The organism is Brevundimonas sanguinis (assembly GCF_029636725.1).
Lineage (GTDB): Bacteria > Pseudomonadota > Alphaproteobacteria > Caulobacterales > Caulobacteraceae > Brevundimonas > Brevundimonas sanguinis.
This window is the reverse complement of sequence record NZ_CP116770.1, coordinates 1,867,322-1,893,732: the sequence shown is the minus strand read 5'-3', so window position 1 is coordinate 1,893,732 and position 26,411 is coordinate 1,867,322. Positions and strand designations below refer to the sequence as shown.

The following is a 26,411-nucleotide window of genomic DNA, read 5'->3' as shown; positions in this document are numbered from 1 at the left end:
GAACAATGGTCCAGAACTATCTGGAGCGCTGGCGGTTCAGGCGGTCCAGTTCGCTCTGGCCGTAGAAGCGCGGCTCGAAGCCCTTCATCCACATGATCTTGCCCAGACCGCGCGCGGCGCGGTCGGCCATCTGGGCGCGGCTGTCGCGGCCCATAATGGCCATGGCGAGTGCCGCTGCGCCCCAGACCAGCGTCTGTACCGCGCCGATGGCCATCCAGCGGCCGACGCCGAGCCAGTCGCGCGCCTCGGCGGCTGTCTGGCTGGGGCCCTGGCCATAGGCGAACGCGCGGGTCAGGGCGTAGCGCAGGGTGGCCCGATGCGGGGGGGCGAACTCATCCACCCAGGCGTCGGCCGCCCAGCCGAACTGGCCGCCGCGCGCCTTCAAGGCGGCGAACAGGACATCGTCCTCGCCGCCGATCTGATCCGATCCGACGTGGAAGGGCGTCTCGCCGGGCAAGGCGGTCGCGCGCACCAGAAGCGAGTTGCCGCAGCCGTAGGGCTCGTCGATCAGTTGATCGCCTTCAGGGCCTTCGCGGCCGAAGAAGCGCTCCAGGTAGGCCGTCGCCCAGCCGGTTCCGTCCGGCACGCGACCCAGGATCGGGCCGAACACGGCGTCGGCGCGGGTCGCCGCCTGACCGCGCAGCAGGGCGGCGAGCCAGCCGGGGGCGGCGGCCTCGTCGTCGTCCAGAAAGGCGATCAGCGGCGCCTGGGTGGCGGCCAGGCCCGTGTTTCGCGCGGTGGCTACGCCGGGTCGCGGCGCGTGGGTCCAGATCAGCGGGACCGGCGATTCGCCCCTCAACGCTTCGACGGTCGCGCGGGCGCTGGCTTCGGGATCGTTGTCGGCGACGACGATTTCGCGCAGGCGGCTGTCGACGTTCTGCTGGGCGAAGATCGAGCGCAGGGCGCGGGTCAGTTCGTCCGGGCGACGCAGGGTCGGAATGACGACGGCGACGTCAGGGCTGCTCATATCGCCTCTGCATAGAGGGCGGCGCGATACAGGCGCAGGCTGAGGCCGCGTACGGCGGGGGGCAGCAGGCCGATGCGCGCCGCCTGTTTGAATAGAGGCCGGATCAGGCGCAGGCCGGGCACGGCCTTCAGCTTTTTCGCCACGCGATAGCTGGGATAGGCGGCGACGAAGTCAGGGTGCCGGGCGGCCACGCGGGCGAAGTTGGGCGCCGATTGCTCATATTTGGCGGCCAGGGCCTCGACGGTGTCCAGACCCATGTGGGTGGCCGGATTGTCGATGTGCGTGACCGTGAACCGGCGCGAGACGCGCATGGCCCATTCGACGTCCTCCCAGCCCCAGCCGCTGAAACCGGCGTCAAAGCTCTCGGTGTCGAAGACGTCCCGGCGCACCAGAAGGTTGGAGGTGAAGACGTATTTTTCAGGCTGCAGCGCCCTCTGATCGGCGGGTATGCAGTCGGATCGCGCGGCCATCTGGCGATGAACGGCGAAGCGCGCGTCGGTCGGCGCCTGAAGCAGGGAGAAGCCGCCGAAGGCCACGGCCGGGTCATCCTTAATCGCCAGATCGACCCAGTCGCTGAGGAAGCGCGCATGGTCGGGGCGCATGTCGCTGTCCAGGAACAGCAAGAAGCGGCCGCGCGCTGCCTCGGCCAGGCGGTTGCGGCCTTTGGAGCGGCCCTCGTTAGCGTCTAGAGTGATCAGCCGGGCGGGCAGGGACAGGGCGTCGATCAGGGCGGTCAGGCGGGCCGTCAGGGCCGGGTCCGCCGTACCGTCGTCCAGTATGATCAACTCGGCGCGCTCTGCGACGGCAGGGGCCTCGCGGTCGAGCATCCGCAGCAGCTCTGCCGGATCGTCGCGCAGGAAGGGCATCAGCACCGACAGGACGGGCGTCGCCGCCGCCCATGCCGTGTTGTCGTGAAGCGAGCCGCTCATGCCGCCGCCTTTCGCGCCTGCAGGAAGCCGCGCAGGCGGCGCAGCAGGTCGCGCACGCCGGCGGCGTTCAGGGCGTAGGCGACAGCGCCGTACACGGCGACGCCCACGCCTGCGTCCATCATCAGTTCGGCGAAACCTCCGATCGGCGGCAGCAACAGCACAGCTGCGGCCATGACGGCGGCGGCCAGACCGCAGCGCGCCAGAGCGTTCCACGGCACCGGCAGCGGCAGGATGCGGCGGCCGATAGTCATGGAGGCGCTCAGGCCCAGGGCAAAGCTGATCGCCGTCGCCCAGGCCGCGCCCATCACGCCGAACCGCGGGATCAGCAAGATGTTCAGGACGATGTTGCTGCCCGCCGGAATGCTCATGGCCAGCAACAGCCAGCCGGTGCGGCGGCCCAGGGTGAAAGCCTGTCCGAAATAATAGGTCGTCATGCCCGACAGGAAAGCGCCCAGCGCCACCCACGGCGTGACGGAGGCGGCGACTGTGCGCAGGTCTTCGCCGATCATGAACTCGGCCAGCGGCCGCGCGACCAGGGCCACGCCTACGGCGGCGGGCAGGCCGATCAGCACCAGGGTGGAAGCCTGTTCGCGCGCGGCGGCTTGAAGGTCTTCGCGCCCGCCGCGTTCCAGCGCCATGACGAGGGCGGGAGCGCCCGCTGCGCCCAGCCAAACGAACATGACGTCCAGGGTCCGGTTGGCGATGCTGTAGGCGGCGTGATAGGCGCCGACCGCCGCCTCGTTCATGAATAGCGCCAGCAGAAAGCGGTCCGTCGAGGCTAGCACCACGGTCAGCCCTAGTCCGACGGCGATGGGATAGCCGTAGACGGCGTAGGCCTTCAGCCGCTGGCGATCGAGCCGCCCGCGCCGGGCTTCGCGCAGTTCGGCGGGAAGGATGAAGGGAAGGGCGGCCAGCGGGGCCAGCAGCATACCCGCCAACGGGGCCTCAGCCCCCAGCCCCAGCAGGGCCAGGCCGACGCCGAAGACCAGTCCGGCCATCGCGCTCCAGATATCGATGGCGGCGGCGGGGCCGACATCCCCCGCCGCGCGGAACCGTTCCTGCGCCAGCTTCAGGAAGCAGCGCACCGGCACGCCCGCCAAGGCCACCGCCAGCGGCAGGCGGAAGCTGTCCGGCATGGGCCACAGCCACACCATGAGACCGACGACCGGCACGAAGACGGCGGTCATAATGAGGGCGGCGCGATACAGGCTGGCGAAATGCCCGGCCATCTGCGCCTCGTCGGACTGGGCGGCCCAGAAGCGGGCCATGGACGCTTCCAGCCAACTGAACGTCGCCACATGGGCAAGGGTCAGCACCGAATAGGCCAGGGCGTAGCGCCCGAAATCCTCGGGCGACAGCAGGCGCGTAAAGATGATGATGGTCAGAAACCCGACCACGCCCTGCACGATGTTGGCCGGCAGATAGCCGAACACCCCCCGCCAGAACATCAGCGCACGGCCATCCGGTCGCCCAACAACACGGGGACGGTCACGGCTATGATCCACAGGTCCAGCCAGAAGGACTGGCGCTCGATGTATTCGATATCGAGCTGCACGCGGCGGCGCACCTCATCGGCCGTGTGTAAAGGCCCGCGCGAGCCCTTGATGGCGGCCCAGCCGGTCATCCCGGGCTTGATGCGATGACGGTGGGCGTATTCAGCGACCAGACGCGCCGACTCGGCGTCGCCGGTCTTCATGCCGATCGCGTGCGGACGCGGCCCGACAAGCGACATCTCGCCGCGCAGGACGTTCACCAGCTGGGGCAGTTCATCCAGGCTGGTGGCGCGCAGGAACTTGCCCAGACGGGTGACGCGGTCGTCGCCGGCTGTGACCTGACGGCTGGCGGTGGCGTCGGAGGCTTCCTGACGCATGGTGCGGAACTTCCACACCACGATCTCTTCCTGGTTGAAGCCGTGGCGGCGCTGGCGAAACAGGGCCGGGCCCTTGCTGTCCAGCCGCACGGCCAGGCCGATCAGGAACAGAACCGGGCCGAGCGTGACCAAGGCCAGCGCCGACAGGATGATGTCGAGGATGCGCTTGTTGAACGCGCGCCGCTCGCCGTCCATCGCGCCGCCCAGCAGGGGCAGGGAGGCCGAAGCCAGCTTCTCCAGCGCCTCGTTGCGTTGAGCGGCGCCCTTGGGATCGACCAGAAGCGTCAGCGGGATGGGCAGGACTTCCAGCCGGCGCGTCAGGGCGCGCACCCGCGCCTCGGCCTTGGGGTCGATGGCCAGGATGACGCGGTCGATATAGGGCGTCAGTCGATGGTCGAGCAGGGCGTCGGCGCCGCCCAGAACCGGCACTCCAGCCAGGGCGTCGGGCGTACGGGCCAGGCGGTCGTCGAAAACGCCCAGAATGTTCAGGTCGCGGCGATCCAGCGCCTCGCGGATCAGAGATTCAGCATGGCGCGTGGCGCCGACCACGACGACGTTGGGCGTTAAGTCGCCGCGGCTTCTCCATTGCGCCACCAGCATTCGCCAGATGGTATGCAGGCCGGTCACCACCACCGTGGACGCGATCGCCCACCAGCCGTATTCGGCCAGGGGCGTTTCGCCGGGCAGGACGAGCCCCAGCGCGCAAGCGATGGCTCCGCCCAGGGCGGCCACGACAGCGACCCCCGCCAGATGGCGCGCCGGCGCCCGGCTGCTGTCAAAACGATATAGGCCCAGCGAGCGCATCAGGCCCAGAGTGACCAGTGCGCCGAGCAGGATCGGCAGGGCTTGAAACAGCCCGACCTGCATCAGACCGCCTGGGGCCAGCCGCTCGATCGCTACGACGCACAGGAAGGACGAGGCGACGATGTCCACCCCACGGAAATAGAAGACCCGGCGTCGCGCCGCCGCGCGCTGTCGGGTGTTCAGCCAAACCTCTGGACGCAACGGCCCGCGCCGCGTCCGCTCCGCCGGCCCTGCCGGCGCCGCAGCGCGCGATTCGGCCGACGCTGCGCGAGATGCGCGCGCGCGATCCGTCGCGGATGTCAGGCTGTCAGCAGGCGTGAGGGCCAATTCTCTTTCCCGAAATCGAGCAAAACAGGGCGATAATCCCCTCTCACATGCCAGTCTTATGCCGGGTTAACACAAAGGGCGTCAGTTCCGCATTGCGAAGCGTCGCGCGACTCGCTATCCACGCGGCCTGCCGGAGACGTGGCCGAGTGGCTGAAGGCAACGGTTTGCTAAATCGTCGTACCCTGTAAGGGGTACCGAGGGTTCGAATCCCTCCGTCTCCGCCAGAACCTTTCACCTTACATAAATGATGATGCAGCCTCAGCCTTGCTGGGAGGGGGCGGCTTTGGCGTCGGTGGGGCGGCGTACAGGGACGCCGTGCTGGCGCAGGATGCGACGGGCGACTTCGGGCGCGCCGACCATCGGCAGCGGTTGCCCGAAACGCTCGCGCCACAGTTGATCCAGGCGAACTTCCTCTGGAGTGAGCAGGCGAGTCATTGACGAGTCCTCGTTACGCAGACGCCTTGCTTTTAGGCGGTCTAGCCGGGGACGAACGCAAACTCATGTAACCTGAGCCATATGTGAGGGAGGCCGCATGTTGGGCCTCTTCAGGGGCGAGCTTCCCTAAGGTGATCTTGGCGCCGCGCGGCGCGCGGGTTAGGCCTGTGGCTCAACTTCTCAACGGGAGAAACGCACATGGCCGATCTGGCCCTCGCCACCGACAAGATCCGCGCCGCCGTCGGCGAAAACTCGGGTCTGGGCAAGACCGTGAAGCTGGACTTCGGCGATGACGGCAAGATCTTCATCGACGGCGCCTCGGCTCCGAACACCGTCAGCAACGACGACAAGCCGGCCGACGCCACGGTCTCGATCAAGTGGGACGATTTCGTCGCCCTGGCCGAGGGTCGCCTGGATCCGATGATGGCCTTCATGCAGGGCAAGCTGAAGATCGCCGGCGACATGATGATCGCCCAAAAGCTGGCGCCGCTGCTCAAGGGCTAACGGCGGGCTGAGGTCTGATGGTCAACGGCGCGGCTCCGATGGGGCCGCGCCGTTTTCGTTTGGGGGATGGCTCGCGCCCGGTTCAGGGCCGGCGCGGGTCGTCCTATCCCGCCTTATCAGGCGGATTCCTGTGGTGGTGATGGACAGACGGCGAACTGAAATCGCCATCGACGATGTCGCCCAAATAAAGATTCGTGCTTGATTTTTTGGGCGGAGCTGGCGGCCGGCCGAACAGCCAGTCCATAAGGCCGCGCTTGGCCGGACGGGGGCTTTGGGGGGACGAAGGGTGTTGCGGAGTCATCATTGCGGACTCTCCTAAGGCTGGGAATTAAACCCCTTCAGAGAGGCGCTGTTCCTGCGGCGCCGCTTTTGCGGCCAGTATTATTTTAGCGTCATCGCCGACCCGGTTGCGCCGCCGGCCGATCACCTTCTTTTCCGTACGCCACGTGGCGATGCTGAGCCTCCGCCAGGGTCCGCTCACGACTTAAGGAACCCCCTGCGCGCCGGCTGCATTTCGAGAAGGTGGCGATCGTCGAAATCAAAATGGGGGCGAAGCGGCTTCATGGGCAGCATGCAGCATAGGGCGACCGCACCCGTCGATGACCTGGAACGTTATCGCCGGACCCGCAGCGTGTTGCCGATACTGGCGGCGTCGCTGACGGATGAAGACCTGCAGGCTCAGTCGATGGCGGAGGCCAGTCCGGGCAAATGGCACCTCGGCCATGTTAGCTGGTTTTTTGAAACCATGCTGCTCGAAGAGCCGGGCTATCAGCCGATCGACCCCAGGCTGGGGCGGGTTTTCAACTCCTATTACGAGGCTCTGGGCGAACGGATCGGGCGCGCCGAACGGGGTCTGATGACCCGGCCTTCCCGGGCTGAGGTCATGGCCTATCGGGCAGAGGTCGATCGGCGGATGGAAGCGCGCCTTGCCGACGCTGCAAGGCCGCTTGGCGCGCTAGAGCGATATCTCTTCGAGCTGGGCCTGAACCACGAGCAGCAGCACCAGGAGCTGTTCCTGATGGATATCCTCCATCTGATGTCGCGCTCGCCCCTGGATCCGGCCGTCTATGACGAAGAGCCGCGGTCGTCGCCGTTGGAGGCTCCGTATGGCGGCTGGCAAGGTTTTGAAGGCGGACTGGTCGAAATCGGCGACGCCGGCCACAGCTTCGCCTTCGACAATGAGCGGCCCGCTCACCGCGTCTGGCTGGAGCCGTTCGACCTAGCGGCGGACCTGGTCACCAACAGAGAGTGGCTGGCCTTCATCAGCGACGGCGGCTACGCGCGGCCCGATCTGTGGCTGAGCGACGGCTGGGCGACGGTTCAAGCGAAGGGCTGGACGGCGCCGCTCTACTGGAGACGTGAGGAAGACGGCGGCTGGACGGTGATGACGCTGGCGGGGCGGCGGCCGGTCGATCCGGCGGCGCCGGTGCGTCATGTCAGCTTCTATGAGGCCGACGCCTTCGCGCGGTGGTCGGGGGGACGCCTGCCGACCGAGGCGGAGTGGGAACACGCGGCCCGCAGCCGACCCGAGGCCTTCTCCAATCTGGACACCGAGGCGTGGCAATGGACCGCCAGCGCCTATGCCCCTTACCCCGGTTTTCGCCCGACCGAAGGCACGGCGGCCGAGTACAACGGCAAGTTCATGGCCAATCAGATGGTGCTGCGCGGCGGTGCCTTCGCCACTGCGCCGGGCCACGCGCGGCCGACCTATCGCAACTTCTTCTATCCGGACCAGCGCTGGGCCTTCACCGGCGTGCGGGTGGCGTCGGACGCTGACGAGGCGAGGCGACGCGGCGAGAGCGACGACGAGCATGAGGCTTTTCGTCGCGATCTGGTCGCCGGCCTGGCGGCCAGGCCAAAGAGCCTGCCGCCCAAGTGGTTCTATGACGCGCGAGGCTCGGACCTGTTCGAGGCGATTACGCGGCTGCCGGAATACTATCCGACCCGACAGGAAGCGGCGCTGCTGCGGCGGGTCGCGCCGCACTGGGCGGGGCGGTTCGGCCCTGACGCCGTCCTGGTCGAACTGGGCTCGGGCGCCAGCGAGAAGACCCGGATCGTGCTGGACGCCGCGCCTGATCTGGCGGCCTATATCCCCATCGACATCAGCCCTACGGCGTTGGATGACGCGGCGGCGCGGTTGCGACAGGCCTATCCCGCGCTAAGGGTCCTGCCGCAGGTTGGCGATTTCGAGCATATGGGCGTATTGCCGGCCGAAGCGGGGCAGGGGCGTCGCGTCGGTTTCTTCCCGGGCTCGACCATCGGCAACCTGACGCCAGAGGCCGCCGAGACCTTGTTGCGCGACGCGCGCGACATGTTGGGGCCGGACGCCTTGTTCATTCTGGGCGTCGATCTGATCAAGGAGCCGTCGGTCCTGGTCCCCGCCTATGACGACGCGCAAGGCGTGACCGCCCGCTTCAACCTGAACGTGCTAGCGCGGGCCAACCGCGATCTGGGGACGGACTTTGATCTGGACGCCTTCGCCCATCGGGCGGTCTGGAACGAGGCCGAGGCGCGCATGGAGATGCATCTGGAGGCCCTGCGCCCCATGACGGTGCGCCTTGGCAAGCTGGTCTTCCGCTTTGCGCAGGGCGAGACGATCCACACCGAAAGCTCGCGCAAGTTCGACGAGGCCCGCGTGCGCGCCCTGGCCGAGGCGGCGGGCTGGCGTATCGAGGCGTTCGCGGTCAGCGACGCGCCGCGCGTGGCCCTGGCGTTGCTGGGCAGCTAGTCTTCGGGTCTTTTCGGGCAAAGAAAAACGGCGAGGTTTCCCGCGCCGTCTGTAAAGTCTGAAACTGTGTCGCTGGGATCAGCGCTTCGGCGTCGCCGGATCCTGAGCGGCCTTGTTGCGCGCGCCGTGGGAGGCTTCGCCGCCCTTGCGGCCGGCCTGGGCTGCAAGAGAGCGATCCTGAGAGAAGCTGCGCTTCTCGCTGGGGACGCTGGCGCCGCCCTTGCGGGCGATTTCGCGCTGACGTTCCGGGTCCATCGAGGCGAAGCCTCGCTTGGAAACACCGGAGCCGCGAGTGGGCTGACCTTCGGCCATTTCGGATGTTCCTTTCGTAGACGGTGGCGCTTGCGAAAGAGAACCCAGCCCCGGCGCGGAGGTTCCGAGAAAGGATTAAAACCCTGTTCGGCGGCGCGCCTCGACAAGACGGAACCGCGCGGACTTCGGCGGGTTCATCGAGGCTCGGAGTGCAGCATTCAGGAGCTCAGTTCATGTCGGCATCCAACGACCCCTTCGCCCATACGGACGGCGCGCCATCGCCCGAGGACATCATCGAGGACCGCTCCACCCTTGGCGACCGTCTTGAGGGCGCCGCCGACGAGATTCTGGCCGCCGGGGCGCGGCCACGCCCCCTGCGTCAGGCTGTGCGAGAAGATGCGGCCGAGGTGCGCGACTGGGCGCGCCATCGCAGCTCTGAGGCCCGCGACGCGATTCGCGATGAGCCGATCCGCATGACGCTCTACGCCCTTGGCATCGGCGTCCTGATCGGCCTGCTGGCCGCGCGTTAGACGACTATCAGGGAGGTCAGGCCGGGCCGGAGGCGGGGCGCGCGATCGGCGCCGCCTGCATGGCCCGATCCGAGACGAAGGGGTTGGTGCGCCGCTCTGCCCCGAAGGTCGAATACGGCCCGTGGCCCGGCACGAAGGTCACGTCGTCGCCTAGCGGCCACAGCTTGGTGGTGATCGCGCTCAGCAGCGCCTGATGATCGCTCCGCGGGAAGTCGGTGCGGCCGACCGAACCCTGAAACAGAACGTCGCCGACCTGGGCGAAGCGAGCCTCGCGGTTAAAGAAGATCACGTGGCCGGGCGTGTGGCCGGGACAGTGGAAGACCTCCCACGTGGTTTCGCCCAGGGTCAGCACGTCGCCATCGTCCAGCCAGCGCGTGGGGGTGAAGGTGCGGGCCTCGGGCAGGCCGTACTTCTGGCCCTGAGTGGGAATCAGGTCGATCCAGAACTGGTCCTCAAGATGCGGGCCGACGATGTCGAGACCGGTCTTCTCCTGCATTTCGGCGGCGGCGCCGGCATGGTCTAGGTGGCCGTGGGTGATCCAGATGGCGTCCAGCGTCAGTCCGCGCCGCGCGACCTCGCCCAGGATAGCGTCGACCGAGCCGCCGGGATCGATGACGGCGGCCTTGTTCGTCTTCGTGCACCACACGGTGGTGCAGTTCTGCTGAAGCGGGGTGACGGGCGTGACAAAGACGCCGATGGGGGCTGCGGAAGAGGCTGACGACTGGCTCATGCGTCACCAGATAGCGGCCCTCTGACCACAAAGGAACCGCGTTGCGTTGACGTTTCAGCCCCTTCTCGACATAAGGGCGGGCTCCGAGGCGCCGCTCCCGAAAGGGGCGGCCCTGTTGCTTTATCCACCGCGCGCCTTTGCGGCGTCGCCACAGAGCGTCAGATATCCGACCATGCAAGTCGTCGAAAAGTCGAACGAAGGCCTCAGCCGCGTGATTGCGGTGACCATTCCCGTCGCCGAGCTCAATGAAAAGCTCGAAGCCCGCATCAAGGAAGTGGCCCCCCAGATGAAGCTGAAAGGCTTCCGTCCGGGCAAGGTGCCGGCCTCGTACGTCAAGAAGACCTTCGGCCGTGACTTCATGGGCGAAATCATCAACGCCTCGCTGAACGAGACCAGCCAGGGCGCTCTGGAAGAGCTGAAGCTGCGTCCGGCCGCGCCGGCCGAAATGAACCTGACCTCCGACATGGACAAGGTCATCGCCGGTCAGGAAGACCTGGCCTATGAAATGTCGCTGGAAGTCATGCCGGAATTCACCCCGGTCGACCCCAAGACCCTGAAGCTGACCCGCCCGACCTATGAGGCCTCGGAAGAGGACCTGGACGAGGCGCTGAAGGAACTGGCCTCGCAGGCCAAGTCCTACGAGGACAAGAAGGGCAAGACGGTCAAGGCCGCCGACGGCGACCAGCTGACCATCGACTTCGTCGGCAAGATCGACGGCGAAGCCTTCGACGGCGGCGCCGCCACCGACGCGGACCTGGTGATCGGCTCGGGCCGCTTCATCCCCGGCTTCGAAGAGCAGCTGAAGGGCGCCAAGGTCGGTGAAGAAAAGACCATCGAAGTGACCTTCCCGGAAGAGTACCAGGCCAAGCACCTGGCCGGTAAGGCCGCGACCTTCGACGTCACCGTCAAGGCCATCAAGGCCGAGGTCGAATCCAAGATCGACGACGAGTTCGCCAAGCGCATCGGCCTGGAGTCGCTGGACCAGCTGAAGGAACTGCTGAAGTCCAACCTGAACCAGCAATACGCCGGCGCCACCCGCTTCAAGCTGAAGCGCGCCCTGCTGGACATCCTGGACGAAGGCCACGACTTCGCCCTGCCGCCGAAGATGGTCGACGCCGAGTTCGAAGGCATCTGGGCTCAGGTTTCGGCCGACAAGGACGCGGGCCAGCTGCCGGAAGAAGACGCCAAGAAGTCGGAAGACGAACTGAAGGCCGAGTACCGCAAGATCGCCGAGCGCCGCGTGCGCCTGGGTCTGGTGCTGGCCGAGATCGGCCGCGCCAACAACGTCGGCGTGACGGATCAGGAACTGTCGAACGCCATCATGGCCGAGGCCCGCAACTATCCGGGTCAGGAAAAGATGGTGCTGGACTTCTACCGCCAGAACCCGAACGCCGCCGCCCAACTGCGCGCGCCGATCTATGAGGAAAAGGTCGTCGACCTGATCGTCTCGGTCGCCGAGGTGAAGGACGAAGCCATCACCAAGGAAGAGCTGATGAAGGAAGAAGACGAGGCGTAAGCCTTTCTTCCTCAGGCCCTGAGCCTTGCGATCCCCGCTCCGGTTTTCCGGGGCGGGGATTTTGCTTTCCGGCGCCGCCTTGCGCCGAGGCCTCATGAACGCGATATCGTAGAAGACAGGCGCGCGCCGTATGAGTCGTGCGACCCTCCTGAATTCGAGAAGGCCTTCATGCGCGATCCGATCGACTACATCTCCAATAACCTCGTGCCGATGGTGGTGGAGCAATCCAGCCGCGGCGAGCGCTCCTTCGACATCTTCTCGCGCCTGCTGCGCGAGCGGATCATCTTCCTGACCGGCCCGTTCGAAGACGGCATGGCCTCGCTGATCTGCGCCCAGCTGCTGTTCCTGGAATCGGAAAACCCGAAGAAGGAAATCAGCATGTACATCAACAGCCCCGGCGGTCAGGTGACCTCGGCGCTCGCGATCTACGACACCATGCAATACATCAAGTCGCCAGTCTCGACCGTGGTCATGGGCATGGCCGCATCGGCCGGCTCGCTGATCCTGACGGCCGGCGAGGCGGGCCAGCGCGTCGCCCTGCCGAACGCGCGGGTGATGGTGCACCAGCCCTCGGGCGGCTTCCGCGGCACGGCTTCGGACATCGAGCGCCACGCCGAGGACATCATCGCCACCAAGCGCCGCCTCAACGAAATCTACGTCCAGCACACCGGCCGCACCTATGAAGAGGTCGAGCGCACCCTGGACCGCGACCACTTCATGACCGCCGAGGAAGCCAAGGCCTGGGGCATCGTCGACCACGTCTATGACAAGCGCACCCAGGCTGACGACGACGGCGTCAAGGCTCCCTAAGCCTTAGACGAGCTTCGGCTGCGACAATTGGCGAGGCGGGATTCGGCGACGGATCCCGCCTCGAATCGTGTTTCAGACTCGGTATCAGCGGGAGGGGGCCTCATGGCGACGCAGTGGAGAGACGACGGCTTTCGATATGGCGCCGTGACGAGGGCGCTGCACTGGGCGATGGCCCTGCTGCTGGCGTGGCAGTTTACGGGCATGGCCATCAAACTGACCGTCGGCAAGGCGCCGATCACCGCCTTCTGGGTCGGCACGCACAAGGGGATCGGCGTCGTTCTGCTGGCCCTGATCGTGCTGCGCGCGCTGTGGGGGCTATACAACATGAAGACGCGTCCGGCGCATGGCGGCGGCTTCTGGGGGCTGGCCGCCAAGGTCGGGCATCTGGCGCTCTACGCCCTGATGCTGATCGTCCCGGCGCTGGCCCTACTCCGGCAGTATGGATCGGGCAAGCCGCTCGACGTGTTCGGCGTGCGTCTGATCGACGGGGGCTGGGCTGAGGTTCCGTGGATGACAGCCCCGGCCAACGCCGCTCATGGCCTGCTGGCCTGGGTGCTGCTGGCCGCGATTGCGGGCCATATCCTGATGGTGCTGGTTCATCGCTTCATCTGGAAGGACGAGACGACCAAGCGCATGATCGCCTAGTGCTCAGGGGCGGCCGGTGAAGACGCGGTAGCCCTTTTCGGCGGCCGCCGCGATCATCTCGGCATCGCCCGAGGTATCGCCATAGGCGGCGGCCAGCGTCATGTCGTCGCCGTAGGCGGCGCGAAGACGGCTCATCTTCTCCTCGCCCCGGCAGTTGCCGCCGAGGAAGCTGCCGGCCACGCGATCCTGGGCGTCGAACGCCAAGCGTGTGCCGATCAGGTTCTCGGCGCCCAGCCTGCGGGCGAAGGGGGCGACGGTTGTCTCAGGCGAGGCGGTGACGATGACGCGATGGGCGCCGCGACGGCCCCAGTCCTCCCAGGTCGCCAGCGCGTCCGGGCGCATGAAGCGCGGCCAGATCTCTGCGGCGAAGCGTTCGGCGTCAGCCTCCAGCGCCTTGCGGTCGACGTTCATCAGGAACTCGCGCACCGAGGCGACCTTGATCCGGCCCCGGTCGCGGTCGCCCAGATAGGCCAAGACCGCCGGGATCATCTGCGCCAGACCGGTCACCCATCGCAGCGGCCCGGCTCGCCACTTCAGGAAACTGGTGAAGCTGTCGCGAATCGTCAGGGTGCCGTCGAAGTCGAAGGCGACGATGGGCTGTCCGGGGTCAGGGGACTGGTGAAAGGCTTTTTGGCTTCCCATGTCAGACATTAGCCGTGATCCCCATATTATCTGTCCTGTCCGTCCCTGAAGCGCGTTGCAGCGCCGCAACGGGGTTGTGGCGGAACGTGTGATGGGTGATTGTCATTTTTTGAAGACCTTCGATGATAGATTCCCTGGATCGATCGTGAAGGAAGCGCTTTTCGTCTCAATGTCGGGGCGGATTGCGGATAGTGAGAAGGGTCTATGACCAAAGCCGCCGGCACAGACGCCAAAAGCACGCTCTACTGCTCGTTCTGCGGCAAGAGCCAGCACGAAGTCCGCAAACTGATCGCCGGACCGACCGTTTTCATCTGCGATGAATGCGTCGAACTGTGCATGGACATCATCCGCGAAGAGCACAAGATCGCCTTCAAGACCTCCAAGGACGGCGTGCCTACGCCCAAGGAGATCCGCGACGTCCTCGACGATTATGTGATCGGTCAGAGCCACGCCAAGAAGGTGTTGAGCGTCGCCGTTCATAACCACTACAAGCGCCTGAACCACGCGACGAAGAACAACGACGTCGAGCTAGCCAAGTCGAACATCATGCTGATCGGGCCGACCGGCTCGGGCAAGACGCTGCTGGCCCAGACGCTGGCGCGCATCATCGACGTGCCGTTCACCATGGCCGACGCCACGACCCTGACCGAGGCCGGTTATGTGGGCGAGGATGTCGAGAACATCATCCTGAAGCTGCTTCAGGCTTCGGACTACAACGTCGAGCGGGCTCAGCGCGGCATCGTCTACATCGACGAGATCGACAAGATTTCGCGCAAGTCGGACAACCCCTCGATCACCCGCGACGTGTCGGGCGAGGGCGTGCAGCAGGCCCTGCTGAAGATCATGGAAGGCACCGTCGCCTCCGTGCCGCCGCAGGGCGGGCGCAAGCATCCGCAGCAGGAGTTCCTGCAGGTCGACACCGCCAACATCCTGTTCATCGTCGGCGGCGCCTTCGCCGGCCTTGAAAAGGTGATCTCGGCGCGCGGGGCAGGGGCCTCGATCGGCTTCGGCGCCAAGGTCAAGGAGATCGACGAGCGTCGCACCGGCGAAATCCTGAAGGGCGTCGAGCCGGACGACCTAATGCGCTTCGGCCTGATCCCCGAGTTCATCGGCCGTCTGCCGGTTCTGGCGACGCTGGAAGACCTCGACGAGACGGCGCTGATCACCATCCTGACCGAGCCGAAGAACGCCCTGGTCAAGCAGTACAAGCGCCTGTTCGAGATGGAGAACGTCACCCTGACCTTCACCGATGACGCCCTGTCGGCGGTGGCCAAGAAGGCGATCACCCGCAAGACCGGCGCGCGCGGCCTGCGCTCCATTCTGGAGGGCGTGCTGCTGGAGACCATGTTCGAACTGCCCACCTTCGAGGGCGTCGAAGAGGTCGTGGTCAACGCCGAGGTGATCGAGGGCAAGGCCCAGCCGCTGCTGATCTATTCGGAAACCAAGAAGAAGACGGCCGACGGCGCCGCCTGACGCTGACGTCCGATCAAAGCGAAAAGGGGCGGCTCGCCACGGGCCGCCCCTTCATCGTTTCAGAGATGGCCCAGGCGGCTATCTGAAATCACACGCTTTTTCACGCTTCTGTGGGCTGCAGGCCCGCCACGCTTGAACCGCGTCCAGACAGAACCACATACTCACACGAAAGCCGCTGACAACAGCGGGTCGAGTCGGGACGAAGAGGCAGTAACGCCAAATCAGACCGGTTCGGCGGGCCGGAGATTCACGATGGCCCCGGAAAGTACGCATCATGACCGAGAGCAAAATCCTCCCTGTCCTGCCGCTGAGAGACATCGTCGTCTTTCCGCACATGGTCGTGCCGCTGTTTGTCGGGCGCGAGAAGTCCGTGCGCGCCCTCGACGAGATCATGAAGGGCGAGAAGCAAATCCTGCTCGCCACCCAGATGAACTCGGTCGATGACGACCCGGCGACGGACGCCATCTATTCGACCGGCGTGCTGGCGACGGTGCTGCAACTGCTGAAGCTGCCGGACGGCACGGTGAAGGTGCTGGTCGAGGGCAAGTCGCGCGCGCGGCTGACCCGCTTCACCGATCGTGAGGACTATTACGAAGCCGAGGCCGTCGAGATCGACGATGAGGCCGGCGACCCGTCGCAGAGCGAAGCCCTGCTGCGCGCCGTGATCGAACAGTTCGAAAACTATGTGAAGCTGAACAAGAAGGTCCCGCCCGAGGCCCTCAGCGCCATCCCCCAAATCACCGATCCGTCCAAGCTGGCGGACTCGGTCGCCGCCCATCTGTCGGTCAAGATCGCCGACAAGCAGGCCCTGCTCGAAACCGTCGTCATCCCGGCGCGGCTGGAGAAGGTCTACGGCATGATGGAAGGCGAGATCAGCGTCCTTCAGGTCGAGAAGAAGATCCGCAGCCGCGTGAAGCGGCAGATGGAGAAGACCCAGCGCGAGTATTATCTGAACGAGCAGATGAAGGCGATCCAGCGCGAGCTGGGCGAGACCGACGACGCGCGTGACGAACTGCTGGAGTTGGAAAAGCGCATCAAGAAGACGCGCCTGTCCAAGGAGGCCCGCACCAAGGCCGAGGCGGAGCTGAAGAAGCTGCGCAATATGTCGCCGATGTCGGCGGAATCGACCGTGGTGCGCAACTATCTCGACTGGCTGCTGTCGATCCCGTGGTCCAAGACCCGGCCCAAGCCCATCGATCTGCAGAAGGCCGAGGACATCCTCGAAGAGGATCACTATGGCTTGGAGAAGGTCAAGGAACGGATCATCGAGTATCTGGCTGTTCAGGCGCGCACCGGCAGCCTGAAGGGGCCGATCCTGTGCCTGGTCGGCCCTCCGGGCGTCGGCAAGACCTCGCTGGCCCAGTCCATCGCCAAGGCGACGGGGCGTGAATACGTCCGTATGTCGCTGGGCGGCGTGCGCGACGAGGCCGAGATCCGCGGCCACCGCCGTACCTACATCGGCTCCATGCCCGGCAAGATCATCCAGTCGATGAAGAAGGCCAAGACCACCAACGCCTTCGTCCTGCTGGACGAGATCGACAAGCTGGGCGCCGACTGGCGCGGCGACCCGTCCTCGGCTCTGCTGGAAGTGCTGGACCCGGCCCAGAACTCGACCTTCGGCGACCACTATCTGGAGGTCGACTACGACCTGTCGCCGGTGATGTTCGTCACCACGGCCAACAGCCTGAACATGCCCCAGCCCCTGCTGGACCGCATGGAGATCATCCGCGTCTCCGGCTACACCGAGGATGAGAAGGTCGAGATCGCCCGCCGCCACGTCCTGCCCAAACAGCTCAAGGACCACGGCCTGAAGGAGGGCGAGCTGATCGTCCCTGATGACACGATCCGCGACCTGATCCGCTACTACACGCGTGAAGCAGGCGTGCGTTCGCTGGAACGCGCCCTGGGCGGTCTGGCTCGCAAGGCGGTGCGCGAGATGGCCAGGACCAAGGCCGCCTCGATCACTGTGGATGCGGCCAAGCTGGCCGAATACGCGGGCGTGAAGAAGTTCCGCTATGGCGAGACGGACGCGGAAGATCAGGTCGGCATCGTCACCGGTCTGGCCTGGACCGAGTTCGGCGGCGACATCCTGACCATCGAGGCCCTGAAGATGCCGGGCCGCGGCCGCATGACCGTGACCGGCAACCTGAAGGACGTCATGAAGGAGTCGATCTCTGCGGCGGCGTCCTACGTCCGCAGCCGCGCCCTCAGCTTCGGCGTCAAGCCGCCGCTGTTCGAGAAGACCGACATCCACGTGCACGTGCCGGACGGCGCCACGCCCAAGGACGGCCCCTCGGCGGGCGTGGCCATGACGGTGGCCATGGTGTCGGTTCTGACCGGCATTCCGATCCGCAAGGACATCGCCATGACCGGCGAGATCACTCTGCGCGGTCGGGTCACGGCCATCGGCGGCCTCAAGGAGAAGCTGCTGGCGGCCCTGCGTTCGGGTGTGAAGACCGTCCTGATCCCGCAGGAGAACGAGAAGGACCTCGAGGAGGTGCCGGAGAACGTCAAGGCGGCCCTGGAGATCGTACCGATCTCTAACGCCGACGAGGCGCTGAAGTGGGCTTTGACCGGCACGCCGACCCCCGTCGAATGGGACGAGGCGGCCGAACCCATGACCCCGACGCCGCCGGCGGCGCCGGCCGGCGAGGGGGCCAGCATCAGCCACTGATGCGGGCCTTGGCCTGAGAGTGACGAGAGGCGGCTCGGGGCGACCTGAGCCGCCTCTTTTTTGACGCGCGCCCCAATAGCCGCTTAAGTTCCGCCTTCGTTCGCGAGGGGGCTTTCGACGTGACCAAGACTGAACTGATCGGCCGCATGGCCCAGGCGGCGGGGATCAGCCGCGACCAGGCCAAGCTGGCGCTGGAGGCGTTTACCGATCAGGTGACGGCCTCGCTTGTCGAGGGGCGGGTGGTGCGCCTGGTCGGCTTCGGCAGCTTCGTCGCCGCCGAGCGCAAGGCGGGCGTGGCGCGCAATCCTCAGACCGGCCAGGAGATCGCGCGGCCCGCCTCTCGCACCGCACGCTTTCGCCCGTGCGAAGGCTTGAAAAGCGCCTTGAACGGCTGACCGCCACAGGGCATGAAGCCTGTCCTCGACATTGAGTCGAATGATGTGGGCGGCTAGCTCAGCTGGTCAGAGCATCTCGTTTACACCGAGAGGGTCGGCGGTTCGAACCCGTCGCCGCCTACCATCGCTTCCGTTCGGACGGGCGAGCATCCTATTCTTCGGTGCCCGCCAGGCGAGCTTCACGCCAGGCGGCCTTGGTCAGGGCAGGCAGCATGGCCACGGCGTCGGCGGCCTTGGCGCTGGAGGCGTTGCCCGACAGCATCCGCTTCTTTACGCCCTGAATGATGCCGATCAGGCGGAACAGGTTGAAGGCGAAGTGCCAGTGCAGGTCCGGCAGGGTATCGCGCCCGGTGGCGGCGCAATATCGCCGGGCCATGTCGTCCAGCGAGGGAATGCCCGCGGCCTCAAGGTCCAGACCGTTTAGCCCGGCGCGGCCGTCGGCGGGCAGAATCCAGTTCATGGCCAGATAGGCGAAGTCGGCCAGAGGGTCGCCCAGCGTCGCCAACTCCCAGTCCAGCACGGCCCGGACCGTCATGGAATCGGGGGCGTAGATCAGGTTGTCGATACGATAGTCGCCGTGGATAATGGCGGTGCGGGTCTGTTCCGGCGCCGTGCGCGGCAGGAAGTCGATCAGGCGTTCGACCTCGGGCAGGTCGTCGGTCTGGGCGGCGCGATACTGCTTGGTCCAGCGCGCGACCTGACGCTCGAAATAGTTTCCGGGGCGCCCGAAGTCTTCCAGTCCCACCGCGACCGGATCGACGCCGTGCAACTGGGCCAACGTATCGACCATGGCCTCATAGGCGGCGCGGCGCTCGGACGGCGACAGGCCCGGTAGGGCGCCGTTCCAGAAGGTGCGTCCCTCAACCAACTCCATCACATAGAAGGCCGAGCCGATGACGGCGTCGTCCTGACACAGGGCGAGCGGGGCGGGCACGGGAAAGCCGGTCGGATGCAGGGCGCTGATCAGCCTGTATTCACGCTCGACCGCATGGGCCGAGGGCAGCAGGGGGCCGAACGGGCGGCGGCGTAGGACATAGTCCTGGCCGTCGACGGTCATCCGGTAGGTCGGATTCGACTGGCCGCCGGGGAACTTCTCGAGATGGACATCGGCGGGCGCGGCGGGCAGGACGCCCGCCAGCCACTGTCCCAGACGCGCGACGTCTAGATCGCTCATCGCGCCGCCTCAGCGTGGCGGGCGAACTCGGACCGGGCGATGGCGCGGGCGTGCACCTCGTCGGGGCCGTCGGCGAGGCGCAGGGTGCGGATGCCCGCCCAGGCCGCGGCCAGCTCGAAGTCCTGGGACACGCCGCCGCCGCCGTGGGCCTGGATGGCGTCGTCGATGATGCGCAGGGCCATCATCGGCGCCTGGACCTTGATCATGGCGATCTCGTCCTTGGCCGCCTTATTGCCCGCGCGGTCCATCATGTCGGCGGCCTTGAGGCACAGCAGGCGCGTCATCTCGATGTCGATGCGTGCGCGCGCGACGCGCTCTTCCCAGACCGAATGTTCGCCGATCCGCTTGCCGAAGGCGACGCGCGACATCAGGCGGCGCGTCATCGCCTCCAGCGCCTCTTCGGCCGCGCCGATGGTGCGCATGCAGTGGTGGATGCGGCCCGGCCCCAGGCGGCCCTGCGCGATCTCGAAGCCGCGACCCTCGCCCAGCAGGATATTCTCGACCGGCACGCGCACGTCGGTCAGGCTGACCTCCATGTGGCCGTGCGGGGCGTGGTCATAGCCATAGACGCTCAGCGGCCGCTCGATCTTAACGCCCGGCGCATCCATCGGCACCAGGATCATCGACTGCTGGCGATAGGTCTTCTCGTCCGGGTCGGTCTTGCCCATGACGATGGCGACGCGGCAGCGTGGATCGCCCGCGCCCGACGACCACCATTTGCGGCCGTTGATGACATAGCAGTCGCCGTCGCGGCGGATTTGCGTCTGGATATTGGTGGCGTCGGACGAAGCGACGGCCGGTTCGGTCATCAGGAAGGCTGAGCGGATCTCGCCGTTCATCAACGGAATCAGCCACTGCGCTTTCTGAGCGGGCGAGCCGTAGCGGTGCAGCACCTCCATGTTGCCGGTGTCCGGCGCCGAGCAGTTGAACACCTCGCTGGCCCATTCGATGCGGCCCATCTCTTCGGCGCACAGGGCGTATTCGAGGTTGGTCAGCCGTTCGCCCGTGAACTCGAAATCGTCCGGCTCGGCCATGCCTTCGGGGGCGGGCGGCATGAACAGGTTCCACAGGTCGGCGGCGCGCGCCTCGGCCTTCAACGCCTCGATCGAGGGCAGGGGCGCGGCCCAGCGGTCGCCTTCAGCGATCTCGGCGTGGACGGCGGCGACACGCGGGCGAACCTTGTCGGCCATGAAGGCCCGGACGCGCGCCTGAAACGAACGCTCTCGTTCCGTCAGGGTGAAATCCATCGCTTAGCTCCCTTAGGTATGGCCACAACGTCGAGTCGGTCTTTCAACCGGTCGAAGATTCTCGACAGGCTTCACCATGCCAGACCGTTCGGCATTTGAAATCGGCTGAAGCGTCCAAGGCAGAGGGCGCGCTCCTCCGTCTGCATGGGGGAACGCGCCGGTCGCCTGAGCCTATTCCGAGGTCTTGCCGTCGAAATGCTCTTCGGCTTCGTCGGCCTTGGTCGGATGAACCACGTCGTGGCGATGCTCCGGCGGGCCATAGAGGGTGTAGAGCTTAAGCGGCTCCGAACCCGTGTTGATCAGGTTGTGACGGGCGCCGGCCGGAACGATGATGCCGGACTCGGCCTGGGCGGGGCGCGACTGCCCGTCGATGACGATCTGTCCTTCGCCCTGTTCGATGCGGAAGAACTGGTCGTGACCTTCGTGGACCTCTTCGCCGATCTCTTCGCCCGGTTGAAGGGTCATCAGCACCAGTTGCAGGTGACGGCCGGTGTAGAGCACGCGGCGATAGTCGTCGTTGTCGAGCGTGGCCCGTTCGATGTCGTCCAGATAGCCTTGCATGGCGGATCCTCATGAAGAACTGGGAGAGTTCGACTCATAACGCGCCTGATGCGGCCGGGTCTTGATCTTTCGCAAAACCAAGAAAAAACGCCGGAGCTTTCGCCCCGGCGTTTGTGCAGTCTTACGCTTTTGATCGCTTAGCCGCGCTGGGCCAGCGGCACGTAATCGCGCTCGGTCGGGCCGGTGTACAACTGACGCGGGCGGCCGATCTTCTGCGACGGATCGGCCATCATTTCCTGCCACTGGGCGATCCAGCCCACGGTGCGCGCCAGGGCGAACAGCACGGTGAACATGGTGGTCGGGAAGCCCATGGCCGACAGGGTGATGCCCGAATAGAAGTCGACGTTCGGGAACAGCTTGCGCGAGGTGAAATACTCGTCCTGCAGGGCGACGGCTTCGAGTTCCTTGGCGACCTGGAACAGCGGGTCGTTCTCGCGGCCCGTGGCGGCCAGCACTTCATAGGCAGACTGCTGCATGACCTTGGCGCGCGGATCGTAGTTCTTGTACACGCGGTGGCCGAAGCCCATCAGCTTGTACTTGCGCGCCTTCACGCCCTCGATGAACTCGGGGATGCGGTCGGGGGTGCCGATTTCCTTCAGCATGTTCAGCGCCTCTTCATTGGCGCCGCCGTGCGACGGGCCCCACAGGCAGGCGATGCCGGCGGCGATACAGGCGAACGGGTTGGCGCCCGACGAGCCGGCCAGGCGGACGGTCGAGGTCGAGGCGTTCTGCTCGTGGTCGGCGTGCAGGATGAAGATGCGGTCCATCGCGCGCACCAGCGCCGGATCGACGTGGTAGTCCTCGGCCGGCACGGCGAAGCACATGCGCAGGAAGTTCTCGGCGTACGACAGGTCGTTGCGCGGCGAGATGAAGGGCTGCCCGATGTGATACTTGTAAGCGCGGGCCGCGATCGTCGGCATCTTGGCGATCAGGCGGATGGCCGAGATGTTGCGCTGCACCGGATCATGGATGTCCAGGCTGTCGTGATAGAAGGCCGACAGGGCGCCGACGGTGCCGACCATGATCGCCATCGGGTGGGCGTCGCGGCGGAAGCCCTCAAAGAAGCGGTCGAACTGCGCGTGCAGCATGGTGTGGCGCGTGACGCACTGCTCGAACTCTTCGTATTCGGCGGCGTTCGGCAGCTCGCCATGCAGCAGCAGGTGGCAGACTTCCAGGAAGTTGGACTTCGAGGCCAACTGGTCGATCGGATAGCCGCGGTGCAGCAGCACGCCAGCGTCGCCGTCGATATAGGTCAGGGCCGATTCGCAGGCCGCCGTAGAGGTGAAGCCGGGGTCGAAGGTGAAGGCGCCGGTGCCGCCGTACAGCTTGCGGATATCGATGACGTCCGGGCCGGTCGAGCCGGAAAGGACGGGGAGCTCTACAGTCTTGTCCTGATAGGACAGGGTCGCCGAGCCGGCGGGTTTCGCTTGTTCAGTCATCTAGGCCCCTTGTTCTTCCTTGGACCGGCGCGGGGAGGCGGTCGGCCTGAGTTGGTTATGGGAGATCACTTAGTCTGTTGCAGCGCATCATCCAAGCGTCCGAGACTTTCGTCACGCCCGAGAGCGCAAAGAGTTCGTGCGATATCGGGCGAGGCCGAACCGCCCGTCAAGGCGGCGCGCATGGAAGGTCCTATTTTTCCGAAGCCTACGCCTTCTTCCTCGGCGAACGCCTTAAGTTCGGCTTCAAGGGCGAAGACATCCCAGCTTTGGAAAAGAGCCAGACGTTCACGCAGTCGTGAAATTCTCTGCCCGCTTTCGCCTTGCAGCAAACTGGCCGATTTCTCGTTGAGCGCGAGTGGACGCGCCTGCAACACGAATGCCGTTTGATCCGCCAACTCGGGGATGGTCTTGGCGCGATCCTTGACGAAAGGCATGGCCCGCAGCAGCCGTTCCTCGTCGTCCGGCTCCAGGGTGCGGCCGCGCGCCAAATGGGCGTCGAGCGTCAGTTTGGCGAGGCGGTCGTCGTCCGCCAGCCGCAGCCAGTGGGCGTTGACGTGGGCCAGTTTGTCGAAGTCCAGGCGAGCGGGCGCTTTGTTGACGCCCGCCAGGTCGAACCAGGCGAGGGCCTGTTCGTCGCTGAACAACTCGTCGTCGCCGTGCGCCCAGCCCAGGCGGGCCAGATAGTTGCGCATGGCTTCGGGCAGATAACCCATGTCGGCGTATTCGTGCACCGCCTGGGCGCCGTGGCGCTTGGACAGCTTGGCGCCGTCGGGGCCGTGGATCAGGGGGATGTGGGCGAAGGTCGGGCGCGTCCAGCCGAGCGCGTCGTAGATCAGGCTCTGGCGGGCGGCGTTGTTCAAGTGATCGTCGCCGCGAATGACGTGGGTCACGCCCATGTCGTGGTCGTCCACCACCACGGCCAGATTATAGGTCGGCGCCCCGTCCGAACGCAGGATGACCAGGTCGTCCAGCGACGCCGATTCCCAGCGCACCGTCCCCTGCACGGCGTCCTCGACGACGACGGCCTGATCCAGCGGCCGACGGAAGCGCACCGTGTGGGGCTTGGCCAAGTCATCGACGCTGGGCTCGCGGTCGCGCCAGGGCGAGACGAAGTCGCGCCCCTCGGCCTTGGCCTGGTCGCGCAGGGCCGTGGTCTCATCGGCCGTCAGGAAGTCGCGATAGGCGTGGCCTGTCGCCAGCAGCTCATTGATCACCTCGCGGTGGCGGTCGGCGCGGGCGAACTGGAAGACGGGCTCTTCGTCGCCGAACAGCTCAAGCCAGGACAGGCCGTCGAATATGGCCTTCACCGCCTCATCCGTCGACCGCTCGCGGTCGGTGTCCTCGATGCGGATCAGGAATTTGCCGCCGCGTCCCTTGGCGTAAAGCCAGTTGAATAACGCGGTTCTCGCCCCGCCGATATGCAGGTAGCCTGTGGGCGAGGGGGCGAAGCGGGTGACGACGGTCGATGAAGGGGAGGTCATAGAGGCAGCATCCATAGGGCAGGGTCTTATACGCCCGCCTGTGGGGAAGCGAACCCTTATGGCCCGGTTATTTGCCAGCTTGCTCGCCGACGCGCGGGCGCAGGCCGAACGCTGGCCGCTATGGTCGTCCGTCTGCTTCGGCGCTGGGTGCGCGGCCTACTTCGCTCTGAAGGGCGAGCCGGCGACCTGGCCGCTGGTGCTGGGCGCCGTCGTCCTGCTTGGTGCCTGGATCATGGGGCGGGCCAGAGGCGCGCCGCGTTGGGCGACCTTGATCCTGCTGATGCTGGCCTGTTTCGCGGGCGGACTGGCGGTGGCCAAGCTGAGAACAGGCGCTGTGGCGGCGCCGATCGCACCTGCGGACATGGCGCCCACCCAGGTCGAGGGCTGGGTCATAGACGTGGACTCGTCCGGCCAGAACGGCGCGCGCGTCGTGGTGGCGCCGGTGCGCGTGCGGGGTCTGACGCCCGAGCAGACGCCCGAGCGGCTGCGCGTGACGGTGAAGGGGGCGCCGCCGCCGCCGGGCGCGCCGATCCGGGTGTTCGGCATCCTGAACCCGCCGCCGCCGCCCGCCAGCCCCGGCGCCTACGACTTCGGCCGCAACGCCTATTTCAAGGGGATGGGCGGGACCCTGTTCGCCCTGGGGCCGACCCGTCCGGCGGTGCTCGCCCCGCCCCCGTGGCGGGTAAGGGCGACGATGAAGATCAATGCCGTCCGCTATGCCCTGGCTGAGCGGATCGTGGCGCGTCTGGGCGAGCGGACCGGCGGGGTGGCGGCGGCCATGACGACCGGTCATGAAACATGGATTCAGGATCCGGATCTGGACGCCATGCGCGATTCCGGGCTGGCGCACATCCTGTCGATCTCGGGCCTGCATATGGCGGTCGTGGGCGGCTTTGTCTTCTTTGCCGCCCGCCTTCTGGTTGCGGCGTGGCCGTGGCTGGCGCTGCGCGTCTCGGGCAAGAAGGCGGCGGCGATCGCAGGGTTGATCGCGGTCGGGACCTATCTCGTCATCTCGGGCGCGCCGCCGCCGGCCGAGCGCGCCGCGATTACCGCGTCGATCGCCTTTCTGGCGATCCTGACGGATCGGCAGGCGGTGACCATGCGGGCGCTGTCGGCGGCGGCTTTTGTCGTGCTCTTGTTGCGGCCAGAGGCGGTCGTGACGCCCGGGTTCCAGATGTCGTTCGCGGCGACGGCGGCGCTGGTGGCGCTTGTCGAGGTCTGGCCGCGCCGTATCCGCGAGTTCGCCGCGCCCTGGCCTATCGTCGCCGCGCAGCGGTTTACCAGTTGGCTGATGGCCGCCTGCGCCGCCAGCCTGGTGGCGGGCATGGCGACCGGGCCGTTCGCCATGCAGCATTTCAACCGCACGGCCGTCTATGGCTTGACCGCCAATATGGCGACGGCGCCGCTGGCGGACTTCGTGATGATGCCCGCCCTGGCGCTGGGCGCAGCGCTGGAGCCGCTGGGGTTGGGCGCGCCCTTCCTGTGGGTGGCGGGTCAGTCGGTCGACGCCATGCTGGCGATCGGACACTGGGCGGCCAGTCTGCCGGGCGCCGTGAAGGCGATCCCCAGCGCTCCTGCGGCCGCCCTGCCGGTCGCCTTTCTGGGCATATTGTTCATGTGCCTGTGGCGGGGACCGTGGCGCTTGCTGGGCTTGCCGCTTGCGGCGGCTGTGCTGATCTGGCCGCGCCCGGCGCCGCCGGATATCTGGATCGGCGATGGTGGAGCGAATGCGGCCTATCGGCTGGAAAGCGAGGCGGTCGTGGTGCGGCCGGCGGTGCGCCAATTCGCCAGCGACCTTTGGTCCCGGCGTCGAGGGCTGGAGCCGGTCGCACGGCCGCCCGAGGGCTGGACCTGCAAGCGTTCCTACTGCGCGCCGGACGGCGAACCGGGGCCGCTGGCGCTGTGGTGGGGCAAGGCGGCGCCGACGGCCGAGCAACTGGACCAGCTGTGCCGTAGCGCGCAGGTGATCAGCGTGCGCGCCGTGATCACAACCCTGCCGTCGTCGTGCCAAGGGCGGCTGGTGCTGGACGGCGCCGACTATGCGCGCGGCGGCTCGGTGGAGTTATGGCGCGACGACGCTGGCGGCTGGCGCGCCTTGTGGGCGGCGGAAGTGCGGGGACGGCGACCGTGGAGCGGGGGAGGAGCAGAATAGGCGCCGTCTCTTTTAATCCCGCTCATCCCGGCGGACGCCGGGATCTAGTAAGAGATACGCGTGCTGTCGCTGGCCAGATGAGGCGAGGGGACAATCAAACGGCCCCGTTTGAAGCCAAAGCACTGG

At 66.5% G+C, this 26,411-nt stretch carries 23 protein-coding genes and 2 tRNA genes; 12 read left to right on the top strand and 13 right to left on the bottom strand.

Annotated elements, in window-relative coordinates; all coding sequences use genetic code 11:
* Nucleotides 1-16: 16 nt before the first annotated feature.
* From PIB44_RS09410 to PIB44_RS09395, 4 genes are read right to left on the bottom strand one after another with little or no spacing between them, the layout of a single operon-like run.
* Nucleotides 17-967, bottom strand: a complete 951-nt coding sequence (locus PIB44_RS09410; protein WP_278069171.1) for a glycosyltransferase family 2 protein — start codon at nt 965-967, stop codon at nt 17-19.
* A complete protein-coding gene (locus PIB44_RS09405; RefSeq protein ID WP_278069170.1) occupies nt 964-1,896 on the bottom strand; it encodes a glycosyltransferase family 2 protein in 933 nt (310 codons plus the stop codon). The genes PIB44_RS09410 and PIB44_RS09405 overlap by 4 nt, the downstream gene beginning before the upstream one ends.
* Entirely contained in the window at nt 1,893-3,344 is a 1,452-nt protein-coding gene (locus PIB44_RS09400) for a lipopolysaccharide biosynthesis protein (RefSeq protein ID WP_278069169.1), read from the bottom strand. Before PIB44_RS09400 ends, PIB44_RS09405 begins: the two co-directional genes overlap by 4 nt.
* Nucleotides 3,344-4,771, bottom strand: coding sequence for an exopolysaccharide biosynthesis polyprenyl glycosylphosphotransferase (locus PIB44_RS09395; protein WP_278069168.1), 1,428 nt, complete (start codon nt 4,769-4,771; stop codon nt 3,344-3,346). Before PIB44_RS09395 ends, PIB44_RS09400 begins: the two co-directional genes overlap by 1 nt.
* Before the next feature lie 258 nt (nt 4,772-5,029).
* Between PIB44_RS09395 and PIB44_RS09390 the strand changes: the two genes are divergently transcribed.
* Nucleotides 5,030-5,121, top strand: a tRNA-Ser gene (locus tag PIB44_RS09390).
* Nucleotides 5,122-5,155: 34 nt separating this feature from the next.
* On the opposite strand, the gene PIB44_RS09385 is transcribed toward PIB44_RS09390, so the two are convergent.
* Entirely contained in the window at nt 5,156-5,332 is a 177-nt protein-coding gene (locus tag PIB44_RS09385; RefSeq protein ID WP_278069167.1) for a hypothetical protein, read from the bottom strand.
* 198 nt (nt 5,333-5,530) lie between these two features.
* Between PIB44_RS09385 and PIB44_RS09380 the strand changes: the two genes are divergently transcribed.
* Nucleotides 5,531-5,836 carry an SCP2 sterol-binding domain-containing protein gene (locus tag PIB44_RS09380; protein ID WP_024354161.1) on the top strand — a complete coding sequence of 102 codons (306 nt, stop codon included), beginning with the start codon at nt 5,531-5,533 and terminating at the stop codon, nt 5,834-5,836.
* A gap of 562 nt (nt 5,837-6,398) precedes the next feature.
* On the top strand, nt 6,399-8,564 hold the full coding sequence (egtB, locus tag PIB44_RS09375; protein WP_278069166.1) for an ergothioneine biosynthesis protein EgtB: 2,166 nt from the start codon (nt 6,399-6,401) through the stop codon (nt 8,562-8,564).
* 78 nt (nt 8,565-8,642) lie between these two features.
* On the opposite strand, the gene PIB44_RS09370 is transcribed toward egtB, so the two are convergent.
* Nucleotides 8,643-8,876: a con-10 family general stress protein gene (locus PIB44_RS09370; RefSeq protein WP_029673451.1), complete on the bottom strand. Its 234-nt coding sequence runs from the start codon at nt 8,874-8,876 to the stop codon at nt 8,643-8,645.
* 173 nt (nt 8,877-9,049) lie between these two features.
* Here PIB44_RS09370 and PIB44_RS09365 point away from each other — a divergent pair, with 173 nt between their 5' ends.
* Entirely contained in the window at nt 9,050-9,346 is a 297-nt protein-coding gene (locus tag PIB44_RS09365; RefSeq protein WP_134581118.1) for a hypothetical protein, read from the top strand.
* 16 nt (nt 9,347-9,362) lie between these two features.
* Here the strand turns inward: PIB44_RS09365 and PIB44_RS09360 are convergent, their stop codons facing one another.
* Entirely contained in the window at nt 9,363-10,076 is a 714-nt protein-coding gene (locus PIB44_RS09360; RefSeq protein WP_278069165.1) for an MBL fold metallo-hydrolase, read from the bottom strand.
* Between the two features lie 172 nt (nt 10,077-10,248).
* Between PIB44_RS09360 and tig the strand changes: the two genes are divergently transcribed.
* The 3 genes from tig to PIB44_RS09345 all read left to right on the top strand — a co-directional run bounded on the left by tig (nt 10,249) and on the right by PIB44_RS09345 (nt 13,047).
* Nucleotides 10,249-11,592 (top strand): trigger factor, encoded by a 1,344-nt coding sequence (tig, locus tag PIB44_RS09355; protein WP_025977409.1) that lies wholly within the window; start codon nt 10,249-10,251, stop codon nt 11,590-11,592.
* Nucleotides 11,593-11,760: 168 nt separating this feature from the next.
* Nucleotides 11,761-12,402: an ATP-dependent Clp protease proteolytic subunit gene (locus PIB44_RS09350; protein ID WP_024354168.1), complete on the top strand. Its 642-nt coding sequence runs from the start codon at nt 11,761-11,763 to the stop codon at nt 12,400-12,402.
* Nucleotides 12,403-12,504: 102 nt separating this feature from the next.
* Complete coding sequence (locus tag PIB44_RS09345) at nt 12,505-13,047, top strand: cytochrome b (RefSeq protein WP_278069164.1); 543 nt, start codon at nt 12,505-12,507, stop codon at nt 13,045-13,047.
* A gap of 3 nt (nt 13,048-13,050) precedes the next feature.
* Here the strand turns inward: PIB44_RS09345 and PIB44_RS09340 are convergent, their stop codons facing one another.
* Entirely contained in the window at nt 13,051-13,698 is a 648-nt protein-coding gene (locus tag PIB44_RS09340; RefSeq protein ID WP_134581115.1) for an HAD-IB family hydrolase, read from the bottom strand.
* A gap of 195 nt (nt 13,699-13,893) precedes the next feature.
* On the opposite strand from PIB44_RS09340, the gene clpX reads away from it, so the two are divergent.
* The 4 genes from clpX (at nt 13,894) to PIB44_RS09320 (ending at nt 18,355) form a co-directional block, all read left to right on the top strand.
* On the top strand, nt 13,894-15,162 hold the full coding sequence (gene clpX / locus PIB44_RS09335; protein WP_278069163.1) for an ATP-dependent Clp protease ATP-binding subunit ClpX: 1,269 nt from the start codon (nt 13,894-13,896) through the stop codon (nt 15,160-15,162).
* Between the two features lie 274 nt (nt 15,163-15,436).
* Nucleotides 15,437-17,836 carry an endopeptidase La gene (lon, locus tag PIB44_RS09330; protein ID WP_278069162.1) on the top strand — a complete coding sequence of 800 codons (2,400 nt, stop codon included), beginning with the start codon at nt 15,437-15,439 and terminating at the stop codon, nt 17,834-17,836.
* Between the two features lie 146 nt (nt 17,837-17,982).
* Nucleotides 17,983-18,231, top strand: a complete 249-nt coding sequence (locus tag PIB44_RS09325; protein ID WP_278070984.1) for an HU family DNA-binding protein — start codon at nt 17,983-17,985, stop codon at nt 18,229-18,231.
* A gap of 47 nt (nt 18,232-18,278) precedes the next feature.
* A tRNA-Val gene (locus PIB44_RS09320) sits at nt 18,279-18,355 on the top strand.
* Nucleotides 18,356-18,382: 27 nt separating this feature from the next.
* On the opposite strand, the gene PIB44_RS09315 is transcribed toward PIB44_RS09320, so the two are convergent.
* The 5 genes from PIB44_RS09315 to gltX form a co-directional block, all read right to left on the bottom strand.
* Nucleotides 18,383-19,405, bottom strand: a complete 1,023-nt coding sequence (locus tag PIB44_RS09315; protein WP_278069161.1) for a phosphotransferase family protein — start codon at nt 19,403-19,405, stop codon at nt 18,383-18,385.
* Nucleotides 19,402-20,652: an acyl-CoA dehydrogenase family protein gene (locus PIB44_RS09310; protein WP_278069160.1), complete on the bottom strand. Its 1,251-nt coding sequence runs from the start codon at nt 20,650-20,652 to the stop codon at nt 19,402-19,404. The genes PIB44_RS09315 and PIB44_RS09310 overlap by 4 nt, the downstream gene beginning before the upstream one ends.
* Before the next feature lie 171 nt (nt 20,653-20,823).
* Nucleotides 20,824-21,213: a cupin domain-containing protein gene (locus PIB44_RS09305; protein WP_278069159.1), complete on the bottom strand. Its 390-nt coding sequence runs from the start codon at nt 21,211-21,213 to the stop codon at nt 20,824-20,826.
* Between the two features lie 137 nt (nt 21,214-21,350).
* Nucleotides 21,351-22,652: a citrate synthase gene (gene gltA, locus PIB44_RS09300; protein ID WP_025977401.1), complete on the bottom strand. Its 1,302-nt coding sequence runs from the start codon at nt 22,650-22,652 to the stop codon at nt 21,351-21,353.
* A 65-nt stretch (nt 22,653-22,717) separates the two neighbouring features.
* A complete protein-coding gene (gltX, locus tag PIB44_RS09295; protein WP_278069158.1) occupies nt 22,718-24,133 on the bottom strand; it encodes a glutamate--tRNA ligase in 1,416 nt (471 codons plus the stop codon).
* Nucleotides 24,134-24,191: 58 nt separating this feature from the next.
* Between gltX and PIB44_RS09290 the strand changes: the two genes are divergently transcribed.
* Nucleotides 24,192-26,285 (top strand): ComEC/Rec2 family competence protein, encoded by a 2,094-nt coding sequence (locus tag PIB44_RS09290; protein ID WP_278069157.1) that lies wholly within the window; start codon nt 24,192-24,194, stop codon nt 26,283-26,285.
* Nucleotides 26,286-26,411 lie beyond the last annotated feature (126 nt).